This is a genomic window from Rhodococcus sp. FW305-130, from assembly GCF_058788335.1.
The window spans coordinates 61137-87724 of the sequence record NZ_JBYTAP010000014.1 but is presented as its reverse complement, the minus strand read 5'-3'; the positions used below and the strand labels follow the sequence as shown (position 1 = coordinate 87724).

25 protein-coding genes are annotated in these 26588 nt (G+C 59.9%); 17 read left to right on the top strand and 8 right to left on the bottom strand.

Going from position 1 to position 26588, the window contains the following annotated elements:
• Positions 1–95 precede the first annotated feature (95 nt).
• Positions 96–1541 carry an amino acid permease gene (locus AC3WQS_RS30345; protein WP_003940657.1) on the top strand — a complete coding sequence of 482 codons (1446 nt, stop codon included), beginning with the start codon at positions 96–98 and terminating at the stop codon, positions 1539–1541.
• Positions 1538–2458, top strand: coding sequence for a universal stress protein (locus AC3WQS_RS30340; protein WP_021344934.1), 921 nt, complete (start codon positions 1538–1540; stop codon positions 2456–2458). The genes AC3WQS_RS30345 and AC3WQS_RS30340 overlap by 4 nt, the downstream gene beginning before the upstream one ends.
• Before the next feature lie 42 nt (positions 2459–2500).
• Here the strand turns inward: AC3WQS_RS30340 and AC3WQS_RS30335 are convergent, their stop codons facing one another.
• Positions 2501–3502 carry an MBL fold metallo-hydrolase gene (locus AC3WQS_RS30335; RefSeq protein ID WP_124569539.1) on the bottom strand — a complete coding sequence of 334 codons (1002 nt, stop codon included), beginning with the start codon at positions 3500–3502 and terminating at the stop codon, positions 2501–2503.
• A gap of 296 nt (positions 3503–3798) precedes the next feature.
• Between AC3WQS_RS30335 and AC3WQS_RS30330 the strand changes: the two genes are divergently transcribed.
• From AC3WQS_RS30330 to AC3WQS_RS30320, 3 genes are all read left to right on the top strand, one after another.
• Entirely contained in the window at positions 3799–4899 is a 1101-nt protein-coding gene (locus tag AC3WQS_RS30330; protein WP_070385699.1) for an LLM class flavin-dependent oxidoreductase, read from the top strand.
• Positions 4900–6218: 1319 nt separating this feature from the next.
• Positions 6219–8042 carry a lipase family protein gene (locus AC3WQS_RS30325; RefSeq protein ID WP_492713383.1) on the top strand — a complete coding sequence of 608 codons (1824 nt, stop codon included), beginning with the start codon at positions 6219–6221 and terminating at the stop codon, positions 8040–8042.
• 622 nt (positions 8043–8664) lie between these two features.
• Entirely contained in the window at positions 8665–9255 is a 591-nt protein-coding gene (locus AC3WQS_RS30320; protein WP_225989302.1) for a hypothetical protein, read from the top strand.
• A gap of 414 nt (positions 9256–9669) precedes the next feature.
• On the opposite strand, the gene AC3WQS_RS30315 is transcribed toward AC3WQS_RS30320, so the two are convergent.
• On the bottom strand, positions 9670–10275 hold the full coding sequence (locus AC3WQS_RS30315; RefSeq protein ID WP_070385701.1) for a T3SS (YopN, CesT) and YbjN peptide-binding chaperone 1: 606 nt from the start codon (positions 10273–10275) through the stop codon (positions 9670–9672).
• Between the two features lie 380 nt (positions 10276–10655).
• Between AC3WQS_RS30315 and AC3WQS_RS30310 the strand changes: the two genes are divergently transcribed.
• From AC3WQS_RS30310 to AC3WQS_RS30290, 5 genes are all read left to right on the top strand, one after another.
• The gene (locus AC3WQS_RS30310; RefSeq protein ID WP_492713389.1) at positions 10656–11912 is read left to right on the top strand and encodes a plasmid pRiA4b ORF-3 family protein; all 1257 of its coding nucleotides are present in this window, start codon (positions 10656–10658) and stop codon (positions 11910–11912) included.
• Positions 11913–12300: 388 nt separating this feature from the next.
• Entirely contained in the window at positions 12301–13953 is a 1653-nt protein-coding gene (locus AC3WQS_RS30305; protein ID WP_192804481.1) for a sodium:solute symporter family protein, read from the top strand.
• A 27-nt stretch (positions 13954–13980) separates the two neighbouring features.
• The gene (locus AC3WQS_RS30300; protein ID WP_492713384.1) at positions 13981–14112 is read left to right on the top strand and encodes a putative transporter small subunit; all 132 of its coding nucleotides are present in this window, start codon (positions 13981–13983) and stop codon (positions 14110–14112) included.
• 103 nt (positions 14113–14215) lie between these two features.
• On the top strand, positions 14216–14659 hold the full coding sequence (locus AC3WQS_RS30295) for a MarR family winged helix-turn-helix transcriptional regulator (protein WP_007726042.1): 444 nt from the start codon (positions 14216–14218) through the stop codon (positions 14657–14659).
• Complete coding sequence (locus AC3WQS_RS30290) at positions 14656–16449, top strand: AMP-dependent synthetase/ligase (RefSeq protein WP_492713385.1); 1794 nt, start codon at positions 14656–14658, stop codon at positions 16447–16449. Before AC3WQS_RS30295 ends, AC3WQS_RS30290 begins: the two co-directional genes overlap by 4 nt.
• Here the strand turns inward: AC3WQS_RS30290 and AC3WQS_RS30285 are convergent.
• Complete coding sequence (locus AC3WQS_RS30285) at positions 16446–16826, bottom strand: helix-turn-helix domain-containing protein (protein WP_003941392.1); 381 nt, start codon at positions 16824–16826, stop codon at positions 16446–16448. The two genes, AC3WQS_RS30290 and AC3WQS_RS30285, sit on opposite strands and share 4 nt — an antisense overlap.
• Before the next feature lie 223 nt (positions 16827–17049).
• Between AC3WQS_RS30285 and AC3WQS_RS30280 the strand changes: the two genes are divergently transcribed.
• From AC3WQS_RS30280 to AC3WQS_RS30270, 3 genes are all read left to right on the top strand, one after another.
• Entirely contained in the window at positions 17050–17295 is a 246-nt protein-coding gene (locus tag AC3WQS_RS30280) for a hypothetical protein (protein WP_020908376.1), read from the top strand.
• A 124-nt stretch (positions 17296–17419) separates the two neighbouring features.
• On the top strand, positions 17420–19009 hold the full coding sequence (locus tag AC3WQS_RS30275; RefSeq protein ID WP_042952358.1) for an FAD-dependent oxidoreductase: 1590 nt from the start codon (positions 17420–17422) through the stop codon (positions 19007–19009).
• Positions 19006–19329 carry a 4Fe-4S dicluster domain-containing protein gene (locus AC3WQS_RS30270; protein WP_020970114.1) on the top strand — a complete coding sequence of 108 codons (324 nt, stop codon included), beginning with the start codon at positions 19006–19008 and terminating at the stop codon, positions 19327–19329. The genes AC3WQS_RS30275 and AC3WQS_RS30270 overlap by 4 nt, the downstream gene beginning before the upstream one ends.
• Here AC3WQS_RS30270 and AC3WQS_RS30265 read toward each other — a convergent pair.
• Complete coding sequence (locus AC3WQS_RS30265) at positions 19319–20374, bottom strand: 2,3-butanediol dehydrogenase (RefSeq protein WP_492713386.1); 1056 nt, start codon at positions 20372–20374, stop codon at positions 19319–19321. The genes AC3WQS_RS30270 and AC3WQS_RS30265 overlap by 11 nt on opposite strands.
• Positions 20375–20550: 176 nt before the next feature.
• Here AC3WQS_RS30265 and AC3WQS_RS30260 point away from each other — a divergent pair, with 176 nt between their 5' ends.
• Together AC3WQS_RS30260 and AC3WQS_RS30255 are read left to right on the top strand one after the other, a co-directional pair.
• Complete coding sequence (locus tag AC3WQS_RS30260) at positions 20551–21045, top strand: DUF3558 family protein (protein WP_397510539.1); 495 nt, start codon at positions 20551–20553, stop codon at positions 21043–21045.
• A gap of 41 nt (positions 21046–21086) precedes the next feature.
• Positions 21087–21413 carry a hypothetical protein gene (locus AC3WQS_RS30255; RefSeq protein ID WP_007726060.1) on the top strand — a complete coding sequence of 109 codons (327 nt, stop codon included), beginning with the start codon at positions 21087–21089 and terminating at the stop codon, positions 21411–21413.
• Position 21414: 1 nt separating this feature from the next.
• On the opposite strand, the gene AC3WQS_RS30250 is transcribed toward AC3WQS_RS30255, so the two are convergent.
• The 3 genes from AC3WQS_RS30250 to AC3WQS_RS30240 form a co-directional block, all read right to left on the bottom strand.
• Positions 21415–21768 carry a UBP-type zinc finger domain-containing protein gene (locus AC3WQS_RS30250; RefSeq protein WP_492713387.1) on the bottom strand — a complete coding sequence of 118 codons (354 nt, stop codon included), beginning with the start codon at positions 21766–21768 and terminating at the stop codon, positions 21415–21417.
• A 70-nt stretch (positions 21769–21838) separates the two neighbouring features.
• A complete protein-coding gene (locus tag AC3WQS_RS30245) occupies positions 21839–23275 on the bottom strand; it encodes an ATP-binding protein (protein ID WP_492713388.1) in 1437 nt (478 codons plus the stop codon).
• 9 nt (positions 23276–23284) lie between these two features.
• A complete protein-coding gene (locus AC3WQS_RS30240) occupies positions 23285–24961 on the bottom strand; it encodes an NAD(P)/FAD-dependent oxidoreductase (RefSeq protein ID WP_021334150.1) in 1677 nt (558 codons plus the stop codon).
• Positions 24962–25141: 180 nt separating this feature from the next.
• Between AC3WQS_RS30240 and AC3WQS_RS30235 the strand changes: the two genes are divergently transcribed.
• Together AC3WQS_RS30235 and AC3WQS_RS30230 are read left to right on the top strand one after the other, a co-directional pair.
• Positions 25142–25669, top strand: coding sequence for a DUF3558 domain-containing protein (locus AC3WQS_RS30235; protein WP_492741633.1), 528 nt, complete (start codon positions 25142–25144; stop codon positions 25667–25669).
• Positions 25670–25713: 44 nt separating this feature from the next.
• Positions 25714–26067 carry a hypothetical protein gene (locus AC3WQS_RS30230; protein ID WP_492712835.1) on the top strand — a complete coding sequence of 118 codons (354 nt, stop codon included), beginning with the start codon at positions 25714–25716 and terminating at the stop codon, positions 26065–26067.
• 56 nt (positions 26068–26123) lie between these two features.
• Here the strand turns inward: AC3WQS_RS30230 and AC3WQS_RS30225 are convergent, their stop codons facing one another.
• Positions 26124–26585, bottom strand: coding sequence for a 6,7-dimethyl-8-ribityllumazine synthase (locus AC3WQS_RS30225; RefSeq protein ID WP_445388124.1), 462 nt, complete (start codon positions 26583–26585; stop codon positions 26124–26126).
• Positions 26586–26588 lie beyond the last annotated feature (3 nt).

The window sequence follows — 26588 nt, the reverse complement described above, 5'->3', positions numbered from 1 at the left end:
GCTGGACAACTTTGCTCCAACAGTTGTGTCGCAGGACACTTGCGTGCAGTATGAGGATACAACAGTTTCCTACCAGGCACTCTAGAGGAGCGTCGATGGCTACTCTCGTCAAACACGTACTTCGGCGCAAGCCGGCTTTGCAGATAGACCAGGAGACCGGCGCAGATACCAACGGCGGCGAGCTGACCCGCAGTATCGGTTTGGCGCAGTTGTCCATGTTCGGCATCGGCGCCACGATCGGCACCGGTATCTTCTTCGTCCTCTCGCAGGCAGTCCCGGTTGCGGGTCCGGCGGTCATCATCTCCTTCGTTGTTGCCGGTGTCGTCGCGGGACTCACGGCGATCTGTTACGCGGAGTTGGCCGGAGCTGTCCCGGCGTCGGGCTCGTCGTATTCCTACGCTTACGCGACGCTCGGAGAGCTTCCGGCGATGGCCGTCGGAGCGTGTCTGCTTCTTGAGTACGGAGTATCGGCCGCGGCGGTGTCCGTCGGATGGTCGCAATACTTGAACCAGCTGCTTGGCAACCTCTTCGGGTTCCAGATTCCCGACGCGTTGTCACAAGCGCCGGAGCAGGGCGGCATCATCAATCTGCCCGCAGTGATCCTGGTGTGCCTGTGCGGTGTTCTGCTCATCCGCGGCGCCAGTGAATCGGCCAAGGCCAACGCCATCATGGTCTCGATCAAGCTCGCAATTCTGTTGCTCTTCATCGTGGTCGGCATCGCCGGATGGAACAGCAATCACTTCGCCGACTTCGCACCGTTCGGATTCAGCGGCGTCATGTCCGCCGCCGGAATCATCTTCTTCTCGTACATCGGCCTCGACGCCGTGTCCACTGCCGGCGAAGAAGTGAAGAACCCTCGTCGCAATCTCCCTCTCGCGATCCTCATTGCGCTCGTGTCCGTCACCGCGATCTACATCGCCGTTGTCGCCGTGGCGATCGGTGCACAGGATTCCGCATCGTTCGAAGGTCAGGAAGCCGGGCTGTCCGCCATCCTCGAACAGGTGACCGGATCTACCTGGCCGGGAACACTTCTGGCCGCCGGTGCGGTGATCTCGATCTGCAGCGTCACGCTCGTGGTCATCTACGGTCAGACCCGCATTCTGTTCGCGATGTCACGCGACGGCATGATTCCGTCGATCTTCCACAAGGTGAACCCGCGGACTCTGACGCCGGTGCCCAACACCATCATCGTCTGCGTCGTCATCAGCATTCTGGCCGGTTTCATTCCCATCAACTTCCTCGCCGAAATGACCAGTATCGGAACCCTGGTGGCCTTCCTCGTGGTCTCGATCGGGGTCATCATCCTACGGCGCAGTGACCCGGACCTGCCGCGCAGCTTCAAAGTTCCCGGCTATCCGGTGACGCCGATCCTCTCGATCCTGGGCTGCCTGTGGATCATCAAGGACCTCCGAACCGTCACGATCTACGTGTTCCTCATCTGGGTGACCGTCGCGATCATCTGGTACTTCGCCTACGGTATGAAGCACTCGCGCCTCGGTGCGAAGAACCGCGCCGAATTGGGATCGGAGTCCGAGTCATGACGCTGCTCGCGGGATACGCACCCGACGGTGACAGTTCCGGAACCGTCCATCTTGCAACGCTGTTGGCGCGCTCGTCCGGTGAACCGCTGGTGATCTGCGCGGTGATTCCCTCGCCGCCACCGCCCGGAATGGCGCGTGTCGACGCCGAATACCACCAGCAGTTGCGAGCAGAAGCCGAAGCGGCGCTGGCGAAAGCGCGGGCAGACATGCCCTCCGACGTCGACGTGACCTATGTCGTACATGAGGCTCAGTCGACGTCGAGTGGCCTGCTCGATCTCGTTCACGAGCACGAAGCCAAGATGATCGTCCTGGATTCGTCCACAGCCGGGGTGTTCGGTCACGTGGCTCTCGGCAGTGTCACCTCACGCTTGCTGCACAGCTCCGACGTTCCGGTCGCGCTGGCGCCGAGGGGATTTCGAACCAAGCCCGGTGAGGTGGTCCGCCGCGTCACTGCCGCATACTCGGGCACACCCGATCAAGACGATCTGGTGCTCGCCGCCGCGACCGTGGCTGCGCGTGTCGATGCCGGACTCAGATTGGCGGCGTTTGCAGTTCGTGCGAACACGCAGTACACGACAACGCTCGGGACCGAGGGGGATTCACCGGTCATCTCCGAGTGGGCCGAGGTGGTCGAGCGCGAGACCAACGCTGCCTTCGAGCGCGTGCGTGCACTGCCCGAAATACCCGACGTCATGGAATCGGTTATCAGCCATGGTCGTAACTGGGCCGAGGCGCTCGAGGGCGTCGAGTGGGATCGAGGTGACGTTCTGACAGTCGGCTCGAGCAAGGCAGGTCCACTGGCCCGGGTCTTCCTCGGCAGTCGGGCAGCGAAGATCGTGCGGTACTCACCGGTTCCGGTGGTGGTGGTCCCGCGATCGGCGTCGACCCGAATAGTCGATCAGGCCGAAGCGGAATAGAGATCAGGGCCGACGAGCGGAGTGCTTGTCGGCCCTGATCTTTCAGACGGAGCGAGCGAAGAGCGCGGGCTCGGAGCCGGGAACCTGAGAGACCTGCTCTCGGGCAACCAGATGGCGAAGGTGAGCTGCGCCCTCGGAGAGCGCCATCGTCTTTCCCATCGGGGAGATCTCGGCCCACGGCTTGTACCACTTCATCTTTGCCGCGACGTCCCACACCGTGAGCTTGTCGTCGGCGAACTCCTGGAGCAGGTGATCGAGTCGCTCCTGGTGATGCTCGATCAGCTCGCCGGCGCGACCTCCGACGTCGTCGATCGGAATGCCGTGAGCGCCGAGACCGCGGGTGATGTTCATGTTCTGCACTCGTGCGAGCGAGTCGAGGAAATCGGCGAGGGCGTCGCGTTCGTCGAGGGGGTACACGAAGTTGCCGACGTGTGGTGTCGTCTTCTGCAGGACGTGGTCGCCGGTGAACATGACGTCGGCGTCGTCGAGGTAGAAGCAGACATGCCCAGGCGTGTGGCCGGGGGTGTAGACAACGCGGAGGCCGCGGCCGGTGAGTGCAATGATCTCGTCGTCCGCGAGAAGGCGGTCGGGGGCCGACTCGGGGCCTACTGGAGACTCGCCTGCGGCCGTTAATTTGAATGCATCACGGTCGGCTTTGGGGGCTCCAGCGCGTTCCATGTTCTCGAGCTGGTAGGCCATCCATTCGTCGTCGCGTGCAGTCGACATCTGATCGAACAGGTAGTGGTCGTCCTCATGCATGGCGATCCAGGCGCCGGATGCCTCGCGGACCCGGCCGCACAGTCCAGTGTGGTCCGGATGGAAGTGCGTGACCACGACGCCCTCGATGTCGGTCACCGAATGCCCGATCTCGGCGAGCCCTGCGTTTAGGCCCTGCCAGCCGTTGTCGTCACCCCATCCGGCGTCGACCAAGATCAGTCCGCCGGGGGATTCCATGGCGTAGACGAGCGTGTGGCCGAGCGGGTTGTCCGTGATCGGGACAGGAATCTGAAATATGCCATCACCGATGGCTGCCGCACCGTTCATAACAAGTACCTCTTAACGATAAGGGAACGCACTCTTAGTACTTCATGTTTACCGTGCGCTCGATTGGTCGGTGACACAGGTCCTGCCTGGCGGGAGTTCGGCATGTTTTCGGTCGACTTCGGATCGGTGAGAGTTTTATCGACTGAATGGTCTCATTGAGGCGAAAAATGTTGCTGAATAGAGTGTTTCGCGAGTTCGTTGCGTTGGGCGCGTCCTCGGATGGCAGATCCGTCGAGCCGCCGCGCACTAGCCTCCGAGGGACAGGCGCGCTGTGCGGTTATCGAGAAAGACGGGTTATGCGTTTTCAGGTTCTGGACATCATTTTCAACCCACCCCATCCAGTGACCGGCGAGGAAGTTGCCCCGTCCGATCGGCTCAACCGCGTCGTCGAACTGGCGGTTCTCGCCGAAGAACTGGGTATCGATTCGTTCTCGGTGGGTGAGCGCCACGCCGGGCCGGTTCTTTCGTCGGCGCCAACCGTCGTTTTGGGGGCAATTGCGCAGGCCACAGACAGAATCCTGCTCTCGACGGGTGTCACCGTTCTGTCGCTACTCGACCCGATTCGAGTCGCCGAAGATTTCGGAACCATCGATCAGCTGAGCCGGGGACGTCTCGAGATTGTGATCGGCAAGGGCAACGAGGTCCTTCAATACCCGCTCCTCGGCCTGGATATCGCCAAGCAGTACGAATACCTCACCGAGAACTACGAACTCCTCAAACTGCTGATCAGCGAGGAGAACGTCAAGTGGGTGGGGACTCACCGACCATCGCTCGAGGACGCGACGACGCTACCGCGTCCCTACGACGGACCGTTCCGTATCTGGCATGGATCGGCTACCTCGTTCGAGGCCGTCGAACTCGCGGCGAAGTGGGGCGACCCCATCGTCACCGCCAACGCCTTCCAGCCTCGTGAGAACTACAAAGTGCTGATCGACCACTACCGCGAGCAGTACCTGGCGTACGGGCACGACCCGTCCAAGGCGTACGTCGGATCGGGTTCGGGCGGATTGTTCCTCGCCGATACCACCGAGCAGGCCATCGAAGAGTTCCGTCCGATCTACGAGGGCGCCGTTGCACAAGCTGACAAACGCAAGCACGACCCCAAAGCGGTCGGAAAGTCGACAAGCTTCCGGACGATCGAGGAAGCCGTCGACCGCGGGCCGGCGTTGGTCGGGTCTTCGGAGCGGGTCGCCGAGAAGATCATCGATTACCACCAGAGCTACGGCCACGATTTCCAATCGGTGTCGGTCAATCACGTGCTCGACTTCGAGCAGCAGAAGGACACTCTGCGCCGCTTTGCGGAAGAGGTCATGCCGCTGGTGAAGGCCGAACTGTCGACGACGCTGTGGACCTCGGCCGACAAAGATCGGGCGAAGGGTTTTACCGCCGTCGCCTGAGCCGTCAGATTTCGGTTGTGCCATTTGTGCTTCAGTTTGCGCGGCATATGGTCGTCTTCCTCCCGGGCGGAGGCAGTAAAGCCGCTTCGGATCAGGATTCTGTCTTCTACAGCAACACCGTGGATGAGGACGGCGCAGTCAAACTCTCCGTCGGCAGTGCGAGTGATAGGGGCCGAGTGTCCGCGTAGATTTCGATGCTCTACCTGCGGGTCGCCAACTTGTTGTCCCCGCAGCAGCAGTCGACGGCGACAATTCTTTCGGCGACTTAGGAGCAGTCTCAGTCGGCTTAGGGTCCCGACGGAAACTTGCCATTTATGTACTCGGCCTCGTGACCGTCGAACGAACGATGGTTCTTGCCGATCTATCCGCCGCGCAGATGTTTGGCGCCGTCGGGCGGCAGGTCAGGGGCATAACCACGGACTTGGCGCTATTGCTGTCCCGGTTACGGTGTCGAGGTGGGCGACTGACCTCGATTTCGTTCTCTGAAAAGTGAAGTGAGATCCAGCCGCATTGCAGCGAGTGCGGGCCAGCCGAAACGACTCGGAGCTCGCCGATATACCGCCATGCGAAAATAGCCGGCTGCGCCGCTCAGCATCGAGGCCCTGGCGTTGACAGCGTGGCTCATACACTGACAACGCGTCGACTGAAGTTACGACAACGATGACAACTGCGGAGCCTGCAAGTACACCGAAACCTCGGCTCTCAAAGCGAGAACCAGGCAGGTGCCGGTGCCGTTGGGTCTTGGTGAGCAAGCTCAGAGCAGTTCCGGAGCGGTCACGTTGCATGGAGTTGATTACCCGGTTACTGCCAGTGGCACCGCAAGCCGGATATAACCAGCCGGTATAGAATTCGCCGTCGCAGATCTCAAGGGTTGCCCGAGATTCAGTACTGATTTTCTGCATCGGCCTTCAGATCCGCCGCATCGGGCGCTGTCACATATACGTTCGGGAATGTTCAGGTTCGGATCGCACGATCCGAACCATTGTCACAGTTTATGCTTGTGGATGGTTTGCGATCCCCGATTACTTGATCGTTGACGTAGCCGCATGACGGATGCCGCGACATACCCGCAAATAATCGCGAGGACCCCATTCGAGCGAAGCCGATCTCGATAATTGGCTGACCTAATGCTGTGGTCGCGAACCAAATTTGGCAAGCTGGTCGCGGAGGTGTCGGTCCTCCTCTGTACGGTATTGCGAAGTTAGCGCAGAGAACCCGTTCGAGATTTTCGGCGGTGCTCATCTTTTTCGAATCTTTGTAGCGAATAACAGTAGTGGTTTAGGTGATACCAGGGTTCGACCTTCGAGAGGGACATGGTTGTGAAGATTGTTTTTCTGCACGGAATCGGTGACGGCGACCCGGAATCGAGTTGGCTCGACGGTCTCGACCGCGGTCTCGAACAGGCCGGTTTCGGCGTGGTCAATCGGGATATGGTCATCGCACCTCACTACAGTTCGTTCCTCACAACAAACGGTATTGGTGAGAAGCTGCCCCCGGTGACGTACAAACCGCGCGACGACTCGGCCAGTCGCCGCGGCTTTGAGCGGCGTCAGGCGAGAGTCCAGCGGATTCTGGGTCTCGAGGGCGGGGTCCGCACCTTCGGTTTCCATCGTGTGCCCGGGAAGGTTCTCGCTCCACTGCAGCAGGCCGCGATCGGATCGCTATCACTCTTGGATCTGCAGCAAGTACGCAAGTACGTTCGGGAGGAACCGGTCCGCGGAGCGATCCTGCGGCACATCCTTGACCATCTGCCCACCTCTGGCGAGATCATTCTGATCGGCCACAGCCTGGGCAGCGTCATCGCGATCGATCTTCTCGACCACCTTCCTGAAAATGTCCATGTCCGCAGGTTCATCACCATCGGTAGCCCGGCGAATGTGCAGGCCGTTCACGAAAGCAGCGAGCGATTGCTCAAGAAGTTTCCGTACGGCCGGGTCGACGACTGGTCGAACTTCCTCGATGTCGGCGACGTCGTCACCGGCGGCAGGGGGCTGGCGACCACCTTTCCCGGCGCCCAGGATTTCGTCATCGACAACGGCGCATCCCATGCCTCCGGTGCGTATCTCGGACATCGCGCCCTCGCCATGCTGGTTGCAGATCTTCTGTACCCCTCGAAGGAAATCGCAATCCGCACATCGGATATCGCGGTTCGTCTCAATGACAACGAGGCCTCGGTGTTGTTGATGCTGCACTACGCGCATGCGGTCCACCGCAACCTCAAAGACAAAGCGCTGGCCGAACGCTACCGACATGCACTCGACATCGTCCAGGACAACATCGTCGCTCAAATAGAGCAGGCCGCGTCAGTGAGTGGACAGCCCGTCGCAGTCGAATTACAGCAACTGAGCAATGGTCAATTGCCGATGATTCCGCATCGATGGGAGATACACGAAGTGGTCGGCGAGTTGGTGGTGCTCGCGCTGACGAACATCATCGATCCGTATGAACTCGAAATCGGCAACGCCCCCCGCGACGCACTCGCCGACATCGCCGTCGAATTGGGGTTCGTTCGTCAGCTCGGAAAGACAGTGAGCACCGCCCTCGAAGACGTCCAAAAATGCTTGGACAGTCGCGGTGGCGTCCCCTGGGGCAGGGTAATTACAGCCGCAGTCGGTCTCGCCTTGGTCGCGGCCGGACCGGTCGGGCTTATGCTCGCAGCGCCGGCTGCCGCGGCAGGTGGCGCCGCTATCGTCGGCGGGCTTGCAGCATTCGGGCCGGGAGGGATGATCGGTGGTCTCGGAATGCTTGGTGGTTTGGCCGGAGCGGGCGCGGCGGTGGCCGCGGGCGCGGCGGTAGGCGGCAGTGCCCCCGACCAGCCGATCACGGATTCGACCACGTTGATCCTGCGGGTATCGACCGAGCATGCACGCAAGATGCTCGGCCTTCCTCATGATGAAGCGCTCTGGTACCAGTTGGCGGATGTGGAGACGAAACTCTCCGCCCGAATCAACCGCCTGACGGCGTTCAGCGATCCGAAGTCGGGGCAGTTGGCTCAGCTGCAGGCGGCCAAGTCGACAATCACGAAACTGATGGCATTCATGCTCGATCGAGGATTGGCGCCGCGAGCCATCGAAGCAGCAACTGGAGAGAAGCCCTTAGCTGACATTGAAAAGGAACTCGTCAACTTCACAGTGCTGACGTGATGCGTTTCAGTGGCTGGTTAACGTCATTTCAGTCGCGAGGGTACTTGCCTCACTTACTGGTGATACGGAATTGACCACACTTTTGCTTCGATTACCGGCGGACAGGTCGCGGAGCCAATGTCGGTCTGCGCAAAGATCAATGAAGCGCACTGGGCCATTGGTCAGTACGGATACGCAGTAACGCGCACTCGCTTCCTCCCGTCAAGGCTCTCGATCGGTCAATCAGCGTCGGAACTAGTCGATACGCCGACCACTGTCGCGAGTACCGCAAACACAAAGGAGTGCTACCGAAAAAACTGGTGAACGCCGAATCCGAAGCGGGAAAGCTGGCTGCGCTCAACTTCTCGTTCGGGCGGTCGTTCGGGGGCTCGGTGCTGGCGCGATGTTGTCGATCACAGGCGAGAGAACTCGCAACTCCGTAACGAGTTTTCTCGTCTGCGATGTTGTCGATCACAGGCGAGAGAACTCGCAACTCCGTAACGAGTTTTCTCGTCTGCCGATTATCAATGTGAGTCGAATCGCTACCGCGTGAAGGCGGCACGATGCGGAGAATGCTCACGGCGATGATCGCCGGAATTGCTCGTTCGACACAACAGCGTGCGGGAACACACAGGAGACTGACATGAAGAGAGCGCTTATCCTCGCTGTTGGCGCATTGCTCTCGTCGTTCGGTCTTTCTGCTTGCGGCGGCCCAGGCACAGACTTGCCGTCGACAACCCCATCAAGCTCATCGGCAACAGCCGTCCCGGCAACTGAGTCCGTAGTACCTCCCCCAAGCAGTACACCCGAGGTCGCGCCGATCACCTTCGTATGCGGCGATCTCTCCCTGTACCAGTCGGGTACCGCGTTGTACTCCGATGGCACCACTGGCTACGAGGCATCCTGCGACACCTATGTGCCTCCGGCAACTACACAAGCTTCGGAAAGGGTTCTACGCTACTGCGATTACCCGGGAACTGCGGTCTACACCGATGGCTCGTACTCCACGACCGATCCGGCCTGTGCGGAGATGCGTGCGGAGGCGAACACGAATCCCGGAGGCGGTTACCCATATGATCCTGACGAAGACCGGAACGGTGATGGTGTCGTAAACGGATACGAACGCTGTGGTGTTAAGTGTGGCAAGGAGCCGACCAGCGGTGATATCCAAACGCAGCACGGCTGCGAGCAGGGCTACATCACCGGACCTGCCTGCGAGCCGTACTCAGGCTGATCTTGGGGTGGCCTCGCCCGCAATCCCAGTCGTCTGGTTGGTACAGCGACATCTAGGGGCGTTGCGTCGTTGGATTACACCGACGAAAGTAGCTGTAGGCGAGGGATTTTCGCGATTCAGGCGCGTTCGGCGTCTAAATCGGCGACTGATATGAGCGCTCTGCCGAGCCGCACAAAGGAATAGCAGGCCAGCCCGTCGTGGTCTGATTGATGAGTTTCGCTGCCAGGCCGAAGGTCATTGCGCTGCACAGTAGCGAAACCGGCAGTGACGATCTTTCCGTCGTCGTTCCTGCCGCGCAGTCGAATTTCATTCGGTCGCTTTCGGTCGTCCCGAGAAGCGATGACAAACGTAAGCGTGCGTGCATCTCAGCAATCGCAGAGATGCACGCACGCAGTACTGGCCGTGGCTTGTTGCCTACTTGTTGGACGTCGAGGTGACTGCCCTGATGACGAGCTCGCCGTCGACGGCGTCTGCTTCATCGCCGCACGCACAGTCACAGTCTCCGCCGCAACCGCCGGGATTGCAGTCTCCGGCGTAGCTGTCGTCATCCGCGTCACAGTCGAGGGACCCTCCGAAGGATTCAGCAAAATCGTCGTCGAGTTCATGAGTGAAGTCGTGAACCTCGTCGATCAAGTTCAGCAGATGCTGCGGGGCGAAGGGGTCCGCGTCGAGCATCGTGGAGACCAGCAGGTGGTCGCCGCTGAAAGCGAAGCGCAGGCGCGGCCATTCCTGCGCGAGTTCGATCAACCGGGTTGCAGCGTGCGAGGGATTGCCGAGGCCCGTCAGGACCGAGGACCAGACGTTGATCTGGGGTCCGTCGTCGGCGACGGTCACGTAGACGACAAATCCGTGAACCGGCACGACGATGTCGCCGTCGTCATCGGTGGCAGGCTCACTGCCCAGTAGTTCGGCGAGGGTCTGGACGCACAGGCGAACCAACTCGTCGCGCTCGTCCGTCACCAAGGCAATTGCGCCGTTGATATGGAGGGGCTGGTCGGCGGTCGTGTCTTGGTCGCTCATGGATCCTCATGTTCTGTGCCAGTCCGAGCAGGCGCCGGGCACTGTTTCGTGCGGTAGCTGTCAGGTCTACGGTAATCGGCGCACACTATTGTCCGCGCAGTGGATGATCAAAGATGCCTGGGTAGGTCCGTGTTGATCTGGACTTGACAGCCGACCAGCGAAGAGATGCGAGCCCCGACAAATCGGGCAACCTTGTGGCAGTGAGTATCTCGGCTGTCGGTAGGTAGATCTAGCCTCCATGCATGACGGGTCAGCGAGTTCGGCGAGCTTCACATCTGCGTTTGGTAGCTGCATATCAAGCGGCGCAAAGCCAGATGAAGGTCCTTACGCCGAGGCAGATACGGAATCAGCGTCGACGGCCGACGGCGGCGAACTTTGTCATGCGGATCGAACTCGATTGCATCACGCCGCCTATTTGGAGACGGTTTTCGGTTCCGTCGAATATCGAACTGGACCAGCTTCATTCGATTGTGCAGGCGGTGATGGGATGGGGAGATCAACACGCTCATCAGTGGGTGAGTGTCCATCATTCAGCGGACAATGGCCCAGATCGGTATATCGCGCCAGAGGTGATCGAGCGCGACGGATACCAGGAAGACGAGTTTGGTGAGGACGAAGTCCGGATCGACGAGGCAGTTACCGCGGTCGGGGAGTACGTCCGTTATGAGTACAACGCCCGCGCAAGGTGGAGTCACACGTTGGTTCTCGAGCAGATTGTCGAAGACCAGCCGATTTCTGAGCCATCTTGTCTTGACGGTGCGAGGGCGTGCCCGCCGGAGGATTCTGGCGGTCCGATCGGGTATCGCGAGTTCCTGAACGGGCAGGCGAGTAATGGACTGTTCGATCCCGAACGTTTTGTTCCCGCAGAGTCCAATGCAGCGGTCACCATTGCAGTGGCACTGCATAAGTCACCACCTGTGGGAAGCTCGTTGTTCGAGAAGTTCTTGCGCCGCCTGTCGGTTCATTCCGCACCGAAACTGTTTGCCGCAGTTGCCAAATCGGAGCTTCGTGGCGGATACGACAACTACTTCGAGGTGATGCGTGAAGGAGCAACCCGTCAACTGCTGTGGCTGCTGAACTCCGCGCGAGGTGGTGGGATTGTTTTGACGGCGTTCGGGTCACTGCCTCCCGACCTTGTTGCGTCTGCCCGAGACGAACTCGATTGGGACAGTGAGTGGATCGGTGTCACGGCAGGGAGCGGCTCGCAATTAGCAGTACTCGTTGAAGCAGCAAAGACACTGGGATTTGTCCGGAAACTCCGAGGCACATTGATTCTGACTCGACTCGGCGCGTCAGTGCTTGCATATGAAGGCGAGCTGTGGCGTCATATCGTGACGGCCATGCCGTTGGGGAAGGGTGAGTTGGCACAGGAAGCCGGCCGGATTCTGTTCCTTACGTTGGCTGCCGGCTTGTCGGAGTCCGAACGTAGTGAAGTCATGATCGAAGGACTCACGGCACTGGGTTGGTCGACAACGGACGGAACCCGCCTCGGCGACGACGATTGGACGTGGATGGTGCGAGACACCCTCTTGTACCTGCGAATGATCGGGGCGATTGTCTCCAATCCGCTGGACCAGCATGTTTCCGCCGATCCCGAGTGGGGCCGACGGTTCGCCAGGATGGTCCTGTCGATGTAGGTAAGCGATCGAATCGAGCATCGATTTCAATCGATGCGGAGTTGTTATATGTGCTGGAAGCGCATGATTTTCCTGCGGCGGAAACATGAATATTTTCGGGTGGAAAAATGTTGGAGTTTTTGTTAGAAATTGCCATCATGCTATGGTCCATTCTCAGTTGTTGAATTGCGTGGTCGAGCCAAAAGCTTGCGCAGAAGATATATTTTGTGGAGGTTGGGTTTCCGAAAAGACGAAGTGCGTGTTGCTAGTCAATTGAATATGTGACCGGTGTTGGTATGACGGTCGCTCCTAGGGCGTGCAGAAACGAAGCGCAAGGATCCTGAACAGGGGTTTTGTGCTTTGTTCTGCCGATTATGTGCGAAGGATGTGGCATGTGACGGGGTCCGACATGGTCCAGTTCAGTACATTGGTGATTGTTTCACTGCTTGTTGCTTTTTATGGTGGAACTTTTCTGATTTCTCTTCGTATTGGTAAGAAGCAGGAAAACGCCGACGGTTTTATGACCGCCGGAAACAAGTTAGGATTTGGTGTTTCGGCCGCGAGTATGACGGCCACCTGGATTTGGGCGTCGTCGATGTATGCATCCGCCACTTCTGGCTACACCTACGGAATCTCCGGCCCCATTCACTACGGTTTATGGGGCGCGTTGATGATTCTCTTCATTTATCCGTTTGGCCAGCGAATTCGCAAAGTAGCGCCGAAAGCCCACACACTGGCTGAGGTCATGTACGCGCGGCACGGACGCTCGAGTCAGCTGATGCTCGCGGGCTCCAATATCGTCGGTAGTCTCATCAGTTTGATGTCGAACTTCCTCGCTGGTGGTCTGCTGATCGCGTTGCTTTCGCCGTTCAACTTCATCCAGGGTGTGTTCATCGTTGCGCTGGGCGTTTTGCTGTACACGCTGTGGTCGGGCTTCCGCGCTTCGGTGTTGACCGACTTCGTTCAGCTGATCGGAATGCTCGGTGCGGTAGCGGTTTTGGTGCCGTTCATCTTCTTTGCGGCGGGGTTCCCGGCAGCCTTCGAATCCGGGGCAGGCAACCTTACTGCTGAGCAGGGCAACTTCTTCTCGAGCGTTGCCTTCTTCGAACAGGGGGCGCCGTACATCGCGGCAGTTCTTGCCTACGCAATCGGCAACCAGACCATTGCCCAACGTCTGTTCGCGGTCCGCGAAGACCTGATCAAGCCCACCTTCATCACCGCAACCGTGGGATACGGCGCAACGGTCATCGGCGTCGGAATGCTGGGTGTTCTCGCTCTATACCTCGGAATCGAGCCGATGGATGGTGACGTCAACAACCTGATTCCGCAGATGGCCGCGTCGTACCTGCCCGGAATTTTGCTGGCTGTCTTCTTTGTCATGATCATCGGCGCGCTGTCATCGACGGCGGACTCGGACCTTGCTGCGCTCTCGTCCATCGTGATGACCGACGTGTACGGACAAGCCGTCGCAGGCAAGGCTAATGCGAACCCTCGCCGGATGCTGCTCATCGGCCGAGTAACGATGATAGTTGCCACGGCGGCGGCTATCTCCTTGGCAAGTCTGCAACTGAGCATTCTGGATCTGTTGGTGTTCGTCGGCGCGCTGTGGGGCGCGCTGGTGTTCCCGGTTATTGCGAGCTTCTATTGGGGAAAGGTCACCAACAAGGCCTTCACTGTGTCGGTGCTGGTGGCTCTTGCTGCCTTCTTGCCCGTCCGATTCAGTTGGGTGCCGATGGATGGGATGTTCGGGATTCTCTCCGACATCGTTGCCGTTGTCGGTATCGGAGTGGTACTGGGGCTCATGACATTTGGATTCTTCGGTCTGAAGGTTGCGCAGATCGTCGGTGGCCTGGCGATCGTGCTGTCCGCGCCGTTCGCGATCGGCTTCCTGCACGACTACCCAACGCTCAGCGGATCTTTGGTGGCCTATGCCGTCAGTACCGTCGTGTGCTTTGCGATGTCCGTCAATCAGCGTGAGACGTTCGATTTCGAACTCATCAAGCAGCGGACCGGAGACTTCGACGAGGAGGAGTTTCCTGCTGTCGGAGCTTCCGGAAAGTAACCGTCGAGACAAGTAGAAGGAATACGAATGAGTACAGCCCTACTGACCATTTATGTTCTGATCTGGCCGGCGTTGGTCTTGGTCGTGCTGGGAGTCATCAGCAAGGGATTCTTCAAGGAGTGGGCAACTGCTCGCCGCAACGGTGAGGATCTGGTCTAACTCTTCACGCCGCCACCGACGGACTTCTTGTCGGTGGCGGCGGTCATATTGCGTCGGACACAGGGGTCGGCGTTATAGTTGCTCAGTGCAACACGACGGAGCAATGGCGCTCACCGGTCCACCAGCCGTTCATGACGAGCTGGTGCACCTCACGCGGCAGCTGATGACGGGGGATCGGCATTCCGATGACCACCCGTCGATCGCGCAACATTCCTTCCTCTCCTTCATCGGCCGCAACGACGGCTGTAAGGCCACGGAGATCTCCGAAGTCTTCGGCGTCAATCGTTCGACCATCTCGCGCCAAGTGCGCGGGTGCATCGAGGCTGGCTGGGTGTATGCCGATCCGGGATCCGTTCGTCAGGGCAATCCGCTGCATCTCACGGAGGCTGGCCGCAAATACCTCGACGCCGCCGACGCGCGTCGGCTCGACCAAGTCGCCGGCAGGCTGCACGATTGGACCGAGTCCGAGGTCGCAGACTTCGCCCGCGCACTCCACCGCTTCAGAATCAGCATCGAATCGCAGACCAACGGAGATGACACCCTGTGAGTGAGTACAGCGCCAAAGCCCAGTTCGCCATCTCCGACAACGAGTCTGTGGTGCACACCGTCTTCACTCACGCCGAGCGCACGCCAGATCTGACGGTGTTCTCCCGACCCAAGGGCGAGGGTTGGGTAGATGTAACGGCTAAAGAGTTCGCCGAGCAGGTCACCGGCGTCGCAAACGGGCTCATCGCCGCTGGCGTGCAGGCAGGCGACCGCGTCGCACTCCTCTCTGCGACCCGATACGAGTGGACGCTGTTCGACTTCGCCATCTGGGCCGCCGGCGCGGCTACCGTTCCGATCTACGACTCGTCGTCTCAGGGGCAGGTCAGCTGGATCCTCGAAGACTCCGAGGCCGTCATCGCGATCGTCGAAACCGGCGCGCACGAGCAGCTGTTCCAGGACGCGCCAAGCTCTCTCAAGGCCGTCATGCAGATCAACGACGGAGCAGTCGAAAAGCTGACCGCACAGGGTGCCGACGTTGACGACACCGAGCTGAAGAGGCGGCTCGCGGGCATCAAGGCCGACGATCTTGCGTCACTCGTCTACACCTCCGGCACGACAGGCCGTCCCAAGGGATGCATCCTCACGCACCGCAACTTCCTGTCCGAGGTGCGCGGGATTCTCACGGCATCGATCGGCAAGGTGGCGGTTCCGGGAAACCGAGTCCTGACCTTCCTGCCGCTCGCTCACGTGCTGGCTCGCGCGGTGTCCCTCGCGACGTTCGAAGCTGGCGCTTCGCAGGCACACTGGTCCGACTTCGCCACCATTACAACTCAATTCGAGCGCTACAAGCCCAACACCATCCTCGGTGTTCCGCGTGTCTTCGAAAAAGTTCGTGACGGCGCAGCACGCAAGGCGGAGTCCGGTGGAAAGATTCCGGGCGCGATCTTCGCTTTCGCAGAAGTCACTGCAAAGGAATACAGCCAAGCCCTCGACAAGGGCGGTCCCTCGCTGATCTTGAAGGCGAAGCACGCACTGGCAGACAAGCTCGTGTACTCGAAGCTTCGTGAGGCTCTCGGCGGCGAGTGCTGGTTCGCGATCTCCGGCGGCGGCGCCCTCACTCCTGAGTTGGGGCACTTCTTCCGTGGGCTCGGAGTTCCGATCTACGAAGGCTATGGCCTCACCGAAACCACAGCAGCGCACTGCGTCAACGTGCCGGGTGCTCAGAAGATCGGAACCGTCGGACAGCCGATGGGCGGCAACGGGGTACGCATCGCCGAGGATGGCGAGATCGAACTCAACGGCGGGGTTGTCTTCAAGGGTTACTGGAAGAACGACAAGGCCACCGAAGAGACATTCGTCAACGGCTGGATGCGAACCGGGGATCTCGGTGAACTCGACAGCGACGGTTACCTTTCCATCACCGGACGCAAGAAGGATCTTCTGGTGACGGCGGGTGGCAAGAACGTCTCGCCGGGCCCGATGGAAGACCGTATCCGTTCGCATTCCATCGTCTCGCAGGCAGTTGTCGTCGGCGACGGGAAGACCTACATCACGGCGCTGCTGACCGTCGACCCCGAGGTGTTCGAGAAGTGGAAGGCGGAGAACGGCAAGCCTTCCGGCGCCACCGTCGCCGAACTACGTGATGACAAGGACCTTCGAGCGGAGCTGCAGAAGGCCGTCGACGACGCCAATGCCGCTGTCTCGCATGCGGAGTCGATCAAGAAGTTCGTAATTCTCGATCGCGATCTGACCGAGGAAGACGGTGAGATGACAGCGACGCTCAAGATCAAGCGCAATGTCGTCGTCGATCGGTTCTCGAAGGAGATCGAAGGAATGTACGCGAAGAGCTAGGCGCGTTTGGGGAACTGCTCGCGGTAAGCCATCACGTCATCGAGGCGGAACCTGCGGTGGGTGCCGCGTAGTTCGATCGGGAGTTTCCCGGCGTCGGCGAGTTTGCGCACATACGTGTCCGAAACGCCGAGGATCTCTGCTGCCTGCGAGGTGGTGAGGAGTTCTGCAACTGGCCCGAGGGCGACGCTGTCCCCGGCAGCGAGGTAGGTCAGGAGCTGCACGACGGCGTCGCCGACCGATGGCGGAATCTCGATGCTCACGCCGTCGAACACCAGCGTGGTCGTGTCCGTCGAGGTTGCGGCTCTCTCGGCCAGGGCCGTTTTGATTCGCTCGGCAGCGTCGCCGTCGACTGCGGAAACGATGTGGTCGATGCTCACGCGGTATATCTCCGATCGAAGGCAGTGTTTCGCAAGCATAGACAGCGACAGTGTCCGTCGGCACGCTGGCTAGCGCCGTGTGCGTTGCATTACATGAGTGCCGTGAGTGGAAAACTATTTACCCACGTAGATCGGAATTCGAAGGTTTTGGCGCCCAAAGATATTGGACTCGACGCATATGTAACTCACCAAATTTGGTGTACCCGCAAGTAACATCCTGAGCGTGGCTAGACGATCGGTAACGGTGAGATTCGACGTAGAGGAACTGAGGGCCCTAGAGACCCTCCAAGAGCTCACGGGCGCGGACATTTCCAGCGTCATTCGTGAAGCTGTGATCGAGCATGCTCGTCGATGTGTTGCACAGGGAAAGCCCCGCGACATCGCCGAGCGACGCAAATCGCTGACCTTGCAGGAAGCCTTCGCCAAGTACTCCGCGTTGTGCACCGATGAGGAGAGGGAAGCGTCGTAGCGCTCTGCCGATGCGGCGGTGACTGGTTGAGTTCACAGTGATTCTGACTGTGGCGCTGGGTAGTTCGTTCGAGGAATATTGCGGCAACAGAAGTGTTGCGTAGACCTCTGACAGGAGCTGGCCAGTGACGGACGTCCTCGAACTCTCCACCGATGTATTGGTGATCGGTGGTGGCCCCGCCGGCGCGTGGGCGGCGTTGCGTGCGGCCAAGGCCGGTGCAGACGTCGTCCTGGTCGACAAGGGATACTGCGGAACGAGTGGCGCGACGGCCCCATCCGGAACGGGTGTTTGGTACGTCGAGCCGGATACGACTGCCCGTGAGCGGGCAAAGGCCGGTCGTGAGGCGCTCGGCGGATATCTGGCCGACCACCATTGGATGGACCGCGTCCTCGAGCAGACCTACTCCAACATGGATCTCCTCGCGGTGGAGGGTAGATATCCGTTCCCCGTCGACCCCAGCACGGGCAAGCAGATACGCACCGGCTTGCAGGGGCCTGAGTACATGCGGCGGATGCGCACCTGGATTCGTCGAGCCGGGGTGCGGATCCTCGACCATTCGCCGGCACTGGAGTTGTTGGTGGACGGCGCGGGCCGAGTTCGCGGAGTCGCCGGATACCAGCGTCACGAACATCAGGACTACCGCGTCTCGGCAGGCGCGGTAGTGGTCGCCAGCGGAGGTTGTGCGTTTCTGTCCGGTGCGCTGGGCACCAATGTCGATACCGGTGACGGTGCATTGATGGCAGCCGAAGTCGGAGCCGAGTTCTCCGGCATGGAGTTCTCCAACGCGTACGGAATCGCAGCGGCCGGATCGACGATCACCAAAACTGCCTACTACGCGTACGCGACGTTCTTTCACGCAGACGGAAGCGTGCTCGAAGGTGCCGGTTCGGCGAAGGGGAGGTCCGTCATCGCCAGCACGTTGCGGAACGAGCCGGTCTTCGCGCAGATCGATCGGGCCGACGCTGAGGTGCAGCGTCGAATGAGGCTGGGGCAACCCAACTTCTTCCTGCAATTCGATCGCCGCGGAATCGATCCTTTCACCGACAAATTCGAGGTCGGCATGCTCGCAGAAGGCACGGTGCGCGGGACTGGGGGAATCAACGTCGTCGATGACGATTGCGCGTCATCCGTTCCAGGTCTGTTTGCCGCCGGGGACGCTGCGACCCGAGAGCGGATCTGCGGAGGGTTTACCGGCGGGGGAAGTCACAACGCCGCGTGGGCGATGTCTTCTGGTTCGTGGGCGGGAACCGGTGCTGCGCGCTATGCGCTGTCGGTCGGACGTGGGTCTACCAGTGGTCTACGCGGAGCCGGAACCGTCGCATTGCGTAATCCGGCACGAACCGGGTTTACTGCCGACTATGTGGTGAAAGCTGCTCAGGCGCAGCTGATTCCCTTCGACAAGAACTACCTCCGCAGCGGTGATCGGGTATCCGCAGCGCTCGCTGAGCTCGAATCGCTGTGGGGTGCAGTGAGTGCGGATCTGGGCGCGGATCCAGCAGGTCGGATGGCGGCGCGGCAGGCTGCCGCGATCACGGCCGTCGGTCGCTGGATGTATCACTCGACGTTGGCGCGGACCGAGACTCGGGGAATGAGCAAGCGGGACGATTATCCCGAACTCGATGTGACACAGCACCATCACGTTCTTACCGGCGGTTTGGATTCGGTGTGGACCCGAACTTCTGAATCTGCCGGGTCTGCACTGGTGGCGTCATGATCGAGCTGGTGTCTGCGCCTGACTGCATCGGCTGCGACAAGTGCGTAGATGTGTGTCCCACAGATGTTTTCGATCGGACGCCGTCGGGCGTCCCGGTGATTGCGCGCCAATCGGCTTGCCAGACCTGCTTCATGTGTGAGGCATATTGCCCGACGGATGCGCTGTATGTGCATCCGCAATCCACACCGCTGGAAACGGCCGATGTGATCGAGGAAGATCACATCGGCCGCTACCGAGAGAAAATCGGATGGGGCAAAGGGAGGGCGCCCGGGTCGCTGACTGCGGTGGGTCCCGAGGTGCCCCGTCCGGTTACGACCTGACGAGAATCTTGACTGCAGTGTCGTTGTGCTCGATCAGAGTGGTGAACCCTTCGGAGATCAACTCTTCGAGCTGAATACGACCGGTGATGAATGGCGCCAGATCGACGACACCGTCCTGGACCATCTTGATGACCGCTTCATGGTCGCGTACGTACGCGATGGTTCCGCGTAGGTCGATTTCCTTGAGGACCAGCTTCTGCAAGTCGATGGTCGCGGGCTTGCCCCAAATCGACACGTTGACAACAACTCCGGCAGGCCGGACCGTGTCGAGCATGGTGTCGAGTACCGCGTTGACGCCTGCGCACTCGAAGCCGATGTCTGCGCCGATGCCTCCGCTGAGTTCGAGGACGCGCGCCTTGACGTCTTCGGTGGTGGGATCGATGACGTAGTCGGCGACTCCACTGGAGAGGGCCTTGGCCTTGCGGGCTTCGCTGAGTTCGGTGACGATCGTCGTGACACCCAGACCCTTGAGAACTGCCGCAACGAGGAGTCCGATCGGTCCGGCTCCGCCCACGATGGCGACGTTGCCGCTTTCGGCTCCACTGCGTACGACTGCGTGATGGGCGACGCTCAACGGTTCGATGAGAGCTGCCTCGTCGAGCGGGATGTTGCCGATCTTGTGGATCCAGCGACGGTCGACGACTACCTTCTCGCTGAGCCCGCCACCTCCGCCAGCCAAGCCGATGAACCCCATCTTCGTACACAGGTGGTAGTTGCCCGCCTTGCACGGGGCGCACTCGTTGCAGACGAAGTACGGCTCGACGACAACATTTTCACCGACCTCGACGTCCGTGACACCTTCGCCGACCTCTTCGACGGTGCCGGAGAACTCGTGGCCCATCGTGACCGGCGCATTCTCGTGTGAGAGAGGATGTGGGTGTCCGGGTGCGGAGATGAAGATCGGTCCCTCGAGGTACTCGTGGAGATCGGTGCCGCAGATTCCGCACCATGCGACCTTCAGCTTGACTGTTCCTAGCCGCAATTCAGGCTCAGGGATCTCTTCGATCCGGATGTCTTTCTGCCCGTGGAACCGTGCTGCCTTCATTGATCCGCACCTCACTTCGTTGTGAATCCCCTGGTAGATCGACGTTAGGCCGATTATCGGCGTGGGTGAAGGGTTGCAACGGAATGCAATGGGGTGGAACCGATCGGTGCTGGGGAGCGTCCAATACTGTGAGCGGGCCGCGAATGAGGGGGAGTGCTGTGGGAGTGAGGGGTGCAGTGGTCTTGGTCGCGGCCGCGCTGGTGGTTGGGGGTTGTTCCTCGACGGTGGAGGGCGAGGCTTTCCCTGTCGATGTGATTGGGATGTTTGATCCGTGTGAGGTTCTCAGCAATGAGGAATTGGAGAGAGTCGGAGTTGACCCGGCAACAAAAGAGGTTGACATAGTCAACACCCATATCGATGGGTTCAATATATGCAAGTGGGAAGGATCTTGGTTCTTCCTCCGTCTGACTTCCACAACACACTCGCTTGCGGACGTCGAAGCAAATCCGGTGATGCGCGATCTACATCGAATTCAACTTGCCGGCCGAGAGGTCCTGATGTTCCAGGAACACAATGACAAGGCGGACACCGCGTGCAATATCGCCTTCGCGACTGCTCAGTCCACGGCGATGATTCGAGTGGGTGCGAAAGTCGGTGACCAGCGCCCCGAAACTTCGTGTGAACTGGTTGAGCGGGTCGGTCTGACCGTGTTACCGCTGCTTCCCGAATAACGCTCGGAAGAGATTCGACTCGTAGTGAATTGGAGTATGTGATGTCCGGTTTGTATCTGGAGAAGAGGGTCGCAGAGGATCTGGCGAAGGCGTGTGATGATCTAATTTCGCTGTTCAGGTCACTGTCGGACGATGCGAACTATCTCGGGCAAGTGGGAGGCTTCGGCACTCTCGGATCCGCCCGGGCACTGCAGGTTAAGTTCGAGGAAAAGGCGGTTGGCGGCCCGGATGCGCTCGTCGATGTGTTGGCGAGTCATATCGCGGTCGTGGAGGCAATGCAGGCTCAGTTTCAAGCCTGCATCGACAACGCATTGGATCAGGAGTCGTCGAACGTCTCGACTTTGAGGTCGATCGACCAACCGAACTGAGTCAGTGGATGTGTTGCTGCCAATCGGCTGGGACACGACCCTTAGGTCCCGGCGTCGGCTGATCTACGGGATGTGAAGTGGGCGCCGCCAATTCAGGTCCGTCGTACGCCTCGTTGGTTTCGAAGCTCCAGAACCAATCCTCACCGGGTTCGTAGCTCTGCATGAACGGATGCTTTGTCGAGGCCGCATGCTTGCTCGCGTGCTGTGACGGTGAGGAGTCGCAACACCCCACGTGACCGCAATGCGCGCATCGACGCAGGTGCACCCACCAACCGCTGCTCGCATCGCATTCGACGCATCCCGCGCCACTGGGCGGCACGCTCGGATCGATCCCCGCTGGAAGTCCGTCGGTCATGGTCCACCCTCTCGCTGACTGAAGTCGGTCATTTCATCGTGCGCTTTGCCTACCGGCCGTGCAAGGGCGACTAGTCGTCGCGCGTATCCCGCGGTGGGCCCGCGATGGGCAACAAAACTCTGAACCGGGTGTTACCGGGCTCCGACGTGACCCGCAGCTCACCACGATGCTTGCCGACCACAATTCGCCATGAAATATCAAGGCCGAGACCGGTTCCCTCACCGACAGGCTTGGTCGTGAAGAAGGGTTCGAAGATCCTGTCGATAACGTCATCGGGAATCCCTGCGCCGGTGTCGCGGATCTCGATGCACACGCGGTCACCGTCGCGGCTTGTCCGAACGGTGAGTGTTCCCGATCCGTCCATGGCAGACACCGCATTGTCGATGAGGTTGGTCCACACCTGGTTGAGTTCGGCGGCGTAGGCGTCGATCGGTGGCAGCGCGAGGTCGTATTCCTTGACGACTTCGATTCCGCTTCCGATCTTTTGCCCCAACATGATCAACGTGCTGTCGAGCAATTCGTGGACATCGATGGTCTGGAAGGGAGCGCGGTCCATCTGTGAATACTGTTTCGCTGCACCGACGAGAGTCGAAATCCTCGTTGTGGAGTCGGCGATCTCGTTCATCAGGAGTTCGGATTCGATGGTGTAATTCAGCCAGCGAATTGCGCCTTCGAGTACGGACTCGTCAACGGCTGCAGCAACATTCTCGAGCCAAGCGGTGTCGAGACCAGCCTGCACGAAGGTCGGAGCCAGATCCCAACCCTCTCGAATCGAATGATCCTCGAACCATTCACCCAACGAATCCTCTCGATCCGAGGCTTCGAGGGGAGTGAGCGTCGGCGCCTTGGCGACAACCTCTGCAACTTCCTCTTGAAGTCGCATGAGAGTGACGAGGGCATCGCGGTCGTAGGTGCCCGATGCAACCATCCCCAGTTTGTGACGCATGCCTGCGACACGCTCGCGCAAAGAGGCTGTCGCTCGAACCGCTGCGGCTGCAGGGTTATTGAGCTCGTGAGTCAACCCGGCCGACAGTGATCCGAGTGCAAGGAGTCGCTCTCGCTGATCGATGATCTGCTGAGTGTTCTTCTTGCCGAAGAAAACACCTTCGAGTAGATGGACCGCCATTGGAAACCACTCGCGCATCGCGTTGCCGAACTTGTCGGCGTCCAGGACGAAAAACGTCGAAGGAGTCGTCACTCGCATCGACCCCGCGTAGACCTGCGGTACACGATCGCCGAGATACGCCGTCCAGCCTCCCGAGTAGACGCCGCGCTGGGTGGTCCTGTTGATCTCGATGTCTTCGCCGCCCGACAGCTTGGACAGCACAACCTCGCCCTCGATGAGGACGTAGAAGCAGGTGGCAGGCTCACCTTCGAGGTAGACCTGACCTCGATCGATCTCGGTGATATGGCCTGCCTGGCACAGTGATTCGAGTTGATCGTCGGTGAGCTTCTCGAACAGGAACAGGGTGCGAAGCAAGTCTGGGCTGCATTCAGGAATGGACATCGAATCTCCCTATTGTTGAGCGAGATAGCGGTGGACGAACATCACGGCCATCGCGCCCTCTCCGACGGCCGACGCGACGCGCTTGGCCGATTCGGCGTGTACGTCCCCGGCGACAAATACTCCGGGGACACTGGTTTCGAGATGATGTGGTGCGCGGTCGAGCGGCCACCCGTCCGGTGTGACGCCTTCGGACGGAAGGTCCGGGCCGGCAAGAACGAAGCCATTTCCGTCGCGGACCACCACGTCTCCGAGCCAGTCGGTCAGGGGAGCGGCACCGATGAAGATGAACAACCACTGAGCATCGACAGTGTCTTCTTCTCCGGTGGCTCTGTTACGCAGTGTGATTCGTTCGAGGTGATCGTCACCCTCAGCGCCGATTACCTCCGTGCACGTGCGCACGGTGATCTTCGGATTCTTTTCGATCTGCTGAATCAGGTAGTAGGACATCGAGGCTTCGAGCGAGTTGCCGCGAATGAGAATGGTGACGGACCTAGCTCCGCGGGAGAGATAGACCGCAGCTTGGCCTGCCGAATTGGCGCCGCCGACAATGTACACATCCTGCTCGCTGCACCGTGCAGCTTCGGTGACGGCCGAGCCGTAGTAAACCCCTCGACCGGTGTATGTATCGAGTCCCGGCGCCGAAAGCTGGCGATAGGAAACACCGGTCGCCAAGATGACCGAATGGGCGTCGACCGACGAACCGTCGTCGAAACGCACTGTGCGGGCCGAGCCGTTGATTTCCAAACCGGTGACGTCGCGAGCGGTGATGACTTCGGCGCCGAACTTGGTTGCCTGGCGTCTTGCGCGATCGGCCAACTGTGCGCCGGAAACTCCGTCGGGGAAGCCGAGGTAGTTCTCGATTCGTGAACTCTGGCCGGCCTGACCGCCAGTCGCCCGCCGTTCGATGAGGACCGTCCGAAGTCCCTCCGAAGCGCCGTACAGAGCAGCTCCCAGACCCGCAGGGCCGCCGCCGATGACAACGAGATCGTAAAAGTCTTCGGAGAGAGTGGTACTCAACCCGAGTTTGTCGGCAAGTTCGGCGTCGGTGGGCTCGACGAGGACATCTCCATTGGGTGCGATAACGACGGGAAGCCGCAGTTCGTCGGTACCGGCAGCCGAGAGCAGTCGTTGGCCTTCCGGCTCGTCCGACATGTACCAGCGATAGGCAAGTTGGTTGCGTGCCAAGAACTCTCGAACGTCGGATGATCGCTCGGACCAACGATGGCCGATCACCTTTGTTTCCTCGGCGGGGTGATGACTCGAGCTTGCCCAGGCATCGAGCAGCGCATCGATGACGGGGTACAGCTTCTCTTCCGGCGGATCCCACGGCTTGAGGAGGTAGTGGTCGAGGTCGACTACGTTGATGGCGTCGATCGCAGCATCAGTATCGGCGTACGCGGTGAGGAGAACGCGACGAGCTACGGGATACAGGTCCATTGCCTGTTCGAGGAACTCGATTCCACTCAAACCGGGCATGCGGTAATCGGCGACGATCACAGCGACTGCATCGCCGCGAAGTTTCATTTCGCGCAAGGTCTCGAGAGCCTGGTCGCCGGACTCCGCACGAATGATTCGGTACTTCTCGCCGTACCGCTTGCGGAGGTCTCGAACGACGGCACGCGAAACACCAGGATCGTCGTCGACGCTGAGGATCGCTGGTTTGGCCGGGGCTTTCGGTGCGCTCACTCGTTGCCTTCCCGAAGTTGTAGTCAACCTCTCCAGTATGCGACTGCTGAGCTGAGCGTCAATCGCTGGAGATGCGCTCTGAGTGAACCAGCGATCGTGACCTGGGAATCTCAAGATTGCGGGAACCGATCCGGCCTCCGATGCATCCAATAGAGTGGGTCCACATCAACAGGGGGTGCCATGCGGGGGTCGGTGGGGGTTGGGCGACTGCTCATGGCTGGGATGTTGGTGTGGGCTGCGGCAGGATGCAGCTCAGTCGTGGAGGGGGCGGCTGAGCCTGCATCCGGCCAAGAGGGCTTGTTCGATCCGTGCAAGGACATTCCGGACTCGGTGTTGGAAGAAGTCGGGCTTGATCCGACTACCGAGGAAGTTGACATCGCCGGCGTCGAGCAACCGGGTTGGAAGATTTGCTCGTGGACTCAGTCCGGGTACTACGTGATCGTCTTCTCCGGCGAGAACTCTCTTGACGATGCGAAGGCAAATGCAAGCTTTACGGGGTTTGAGACTTTGTCGATCGGTGGTCGGCCGGCGCTTCGGTTTCACAGTGCCAGTGACCCAGATATCGATCGTTGTTACGTGGGTCTGGACGTATCACTTGGTTCGATTTGGATAGCGGCCGACGCAAAAAATTCTCAGCAACAAGAGGATTCAATGTGTTCCATAGCTTCCAGATATGCCGAGGCGCTGGAGGGGGCCTTGCCACGCTAGAGCGAGGACTGACTGCGGGTAGCGGAACACTAGAGGGGAACGAAATGACCGGATTCTTTGGCGGTTGGCAGGCAGATCAGATCAGTGTTGATTTCAAGGCGGCACAAGGTTTGGTCGCGTCGTGTTCTGAATTGTTGACCGAATTGTGGGCCGTCGAACGAGAGGCAGCGTCACTCCAGTTTCTCGATGCGATGGGAACACTCAAGTCAGGGCAGGACCTCGCCGCGAAATTCTCCAAGAAGGCCGTCGGCGGTGAAGATTCGTTGGAGAAGTCGTTGACCAGCCACATCCAGGTGGTCACCGAGATGCGGGACTTCTTCCAGCAATGCGTCGACCGCTACGGCGAAGTCGACGACTCGAATGCCTCCGCACTGGCAAGCGTCGACACCCCTCGATAGACACAAAAAATCTCGCTGAGTCGATGGCATTCGACTCAGCGAGACTTGTGTAACGACTAGCTGGTTGGCAGGGCCTTCAACGACTTGACGGTGGCGTCGACCGCGCGAGCAGCCTCGGCGCCCTTTTTCACGAAATGCGCGCTGAAGTAGTCGACGTGCTCGGCGTGCTCGTGGAAGTGATGCGGCGTCAAGACCACCGAGAAAACCGGAATGTCGGTGTCGAGCTGCACGCGCATCAGACCGTCGATGACAGCCGTCGCCACGAAGTCATGCCGGTAGATACCGCCGTCGACGACCAGACCTGCGGCAACGATCGCCTGGTAGCGGCCGGTCTTGGCCAACCGCCGGGCGTGCAGGGGGATCTCGAAGGCTCCCGGTACCTCGAAGAAATCAACCGTGTCCTTGGGGTAGCCGAGCTCGACGATCGCGTCGGTGAATCCGTCGCGTGCACGGTCGACGATGTTGCGATGCCACGTCGCCTGAATGAACGCGATGCGCTGTCCCTGGATCTCACTCATAAC

Bases quoted from the DNA above. Each gene is read 5' to 3' on its own strand.
- AC3WQS_RS30345 (WP_003940657.1), top strand. From the start codon at position 96: ATGGCTACTCTCGTCAAACACGTACTTCGGCGCAAGCCGGCTTTGCAG.
- AC3WQS_RS30340 (WP_021344934.1), top strand. From the start codon at position 1,538: ATGACGCTGCTCGCGGGATACGCACCCGACGGTGACAGTTCCGGAACC.
- AC3WQS_RS30335 (WP_124569539.1), bottom strand. From the start codon at position 3,502: ATGAACGGTGCGGCAGCCATCGGTGATGGCATATTTCAGATTCCTGTC.
- AC3WQS_RS30330 (WP_070385699.1), top strand. From the start codon at position 3,799: ATGCGTTTTCAGGTTCTGGACATCATTTTCAACCCACCCCATCCAGTG.
- AC3WQS_RS30320 (WP_225989302.1), top strand. From the start codon at position 8,665: ATGAAGAGAGCGCTTATCCTCGCTGTTGGCGCATTGCTCTCGTCGTTC.
- AC3WQS_RS30315 (WP_070385701.1), bottom strand. From the start codon at position 10,275: ATGAGCGACCAAGACACGACCGCCGACCAGCCCCTCCATATCAACGGC.
- AC3WQS_RS30310 (WP_492713389.1), top strand. From the start codon at position 10,656: ATGCGGATCGAACTCGATTGCATCACGCCGCCTATTTGGAGACGGTTT.
- AC3WQS_RS30305 (WP_192804481.1), top strand. From the start codon at position 12,301: ATGGTCCAGTTCAGTACATTGGTGATTGTTTCACTGCTTGTTGCTTTT.
- AC3WQS_RS30300 (WP_492713384.1), top strand. From the start codon at position 13,981: ATGAGTACAGCCCTACTGACCATTTATGTTCTGATCTGGCCGGCGTTG.
- AC3WQS_RS30295 (WP_007726042.1), top strand. From the start codon at position 14,216: ATGGCGCTCACCGGTCCACCAGCCGTTCATGACGAGCTGGTGCACCTC.
- AC3WQS_RS30270 (WP_020970114.1), top strand. From the start codon at position 19,006: ATGATCGAGCTGGTGTCTGCGCCTGACTGCATCGGCTGCGACAAGTGC.
- AC3WQS_RS30265 (WP_492713386.1), bottom strand. From the start codon at position 20,374: ATGAAGGCAGCACGGTTCCACGGGCAGAAAGACATCCGGATCGAAGAG.
- AC3WQS_RS30255 (WP_007726060.1), top strand. From the start codon at position 21,087: ATGTCCGGTTTGTATCTGGAGAAGAGGGTCGCAGAGGATCTGGCGAAG.
- AC3WQS_RS30250 (WP_492713387.1), bottom strand. From the start codon at position 21,768: ATGACCGACGGACTTCCAGCGGGGATCGATCCGAGCGTGCCGCCCAGT.
- AC3WQS_RS30245 (WP_492713388.1), bottom strand. From the start codon at position 23,275: ATGTCCATTCCTGAATGCAGCCCAGACTTGCTTCGCACCCTGTTCCTG.
- AC3WQS_RS30235 (WP_492741633.1), top strand. From the start codon at position 25,142: ATGCGGGGGTCGGTGGGGGTTGGGCGACTGCTCATGGCTGGGATGTTG.
- AC3WQS_RS30230 (WP_492712835.1), top strand. From the start codon at position 25,714: ATGACCGGATTCTTTGGCGGTTGGCAGGCAGATCAGATCAGTGTTGAT.
- AC3WQS_RS30225 (WP_445388124.1), bottom strand. From the start codon at position 26,585: ATGAGTGAGATCCAGGGACAGCGCATCGCGTTCATTCAGGCGACGTGG.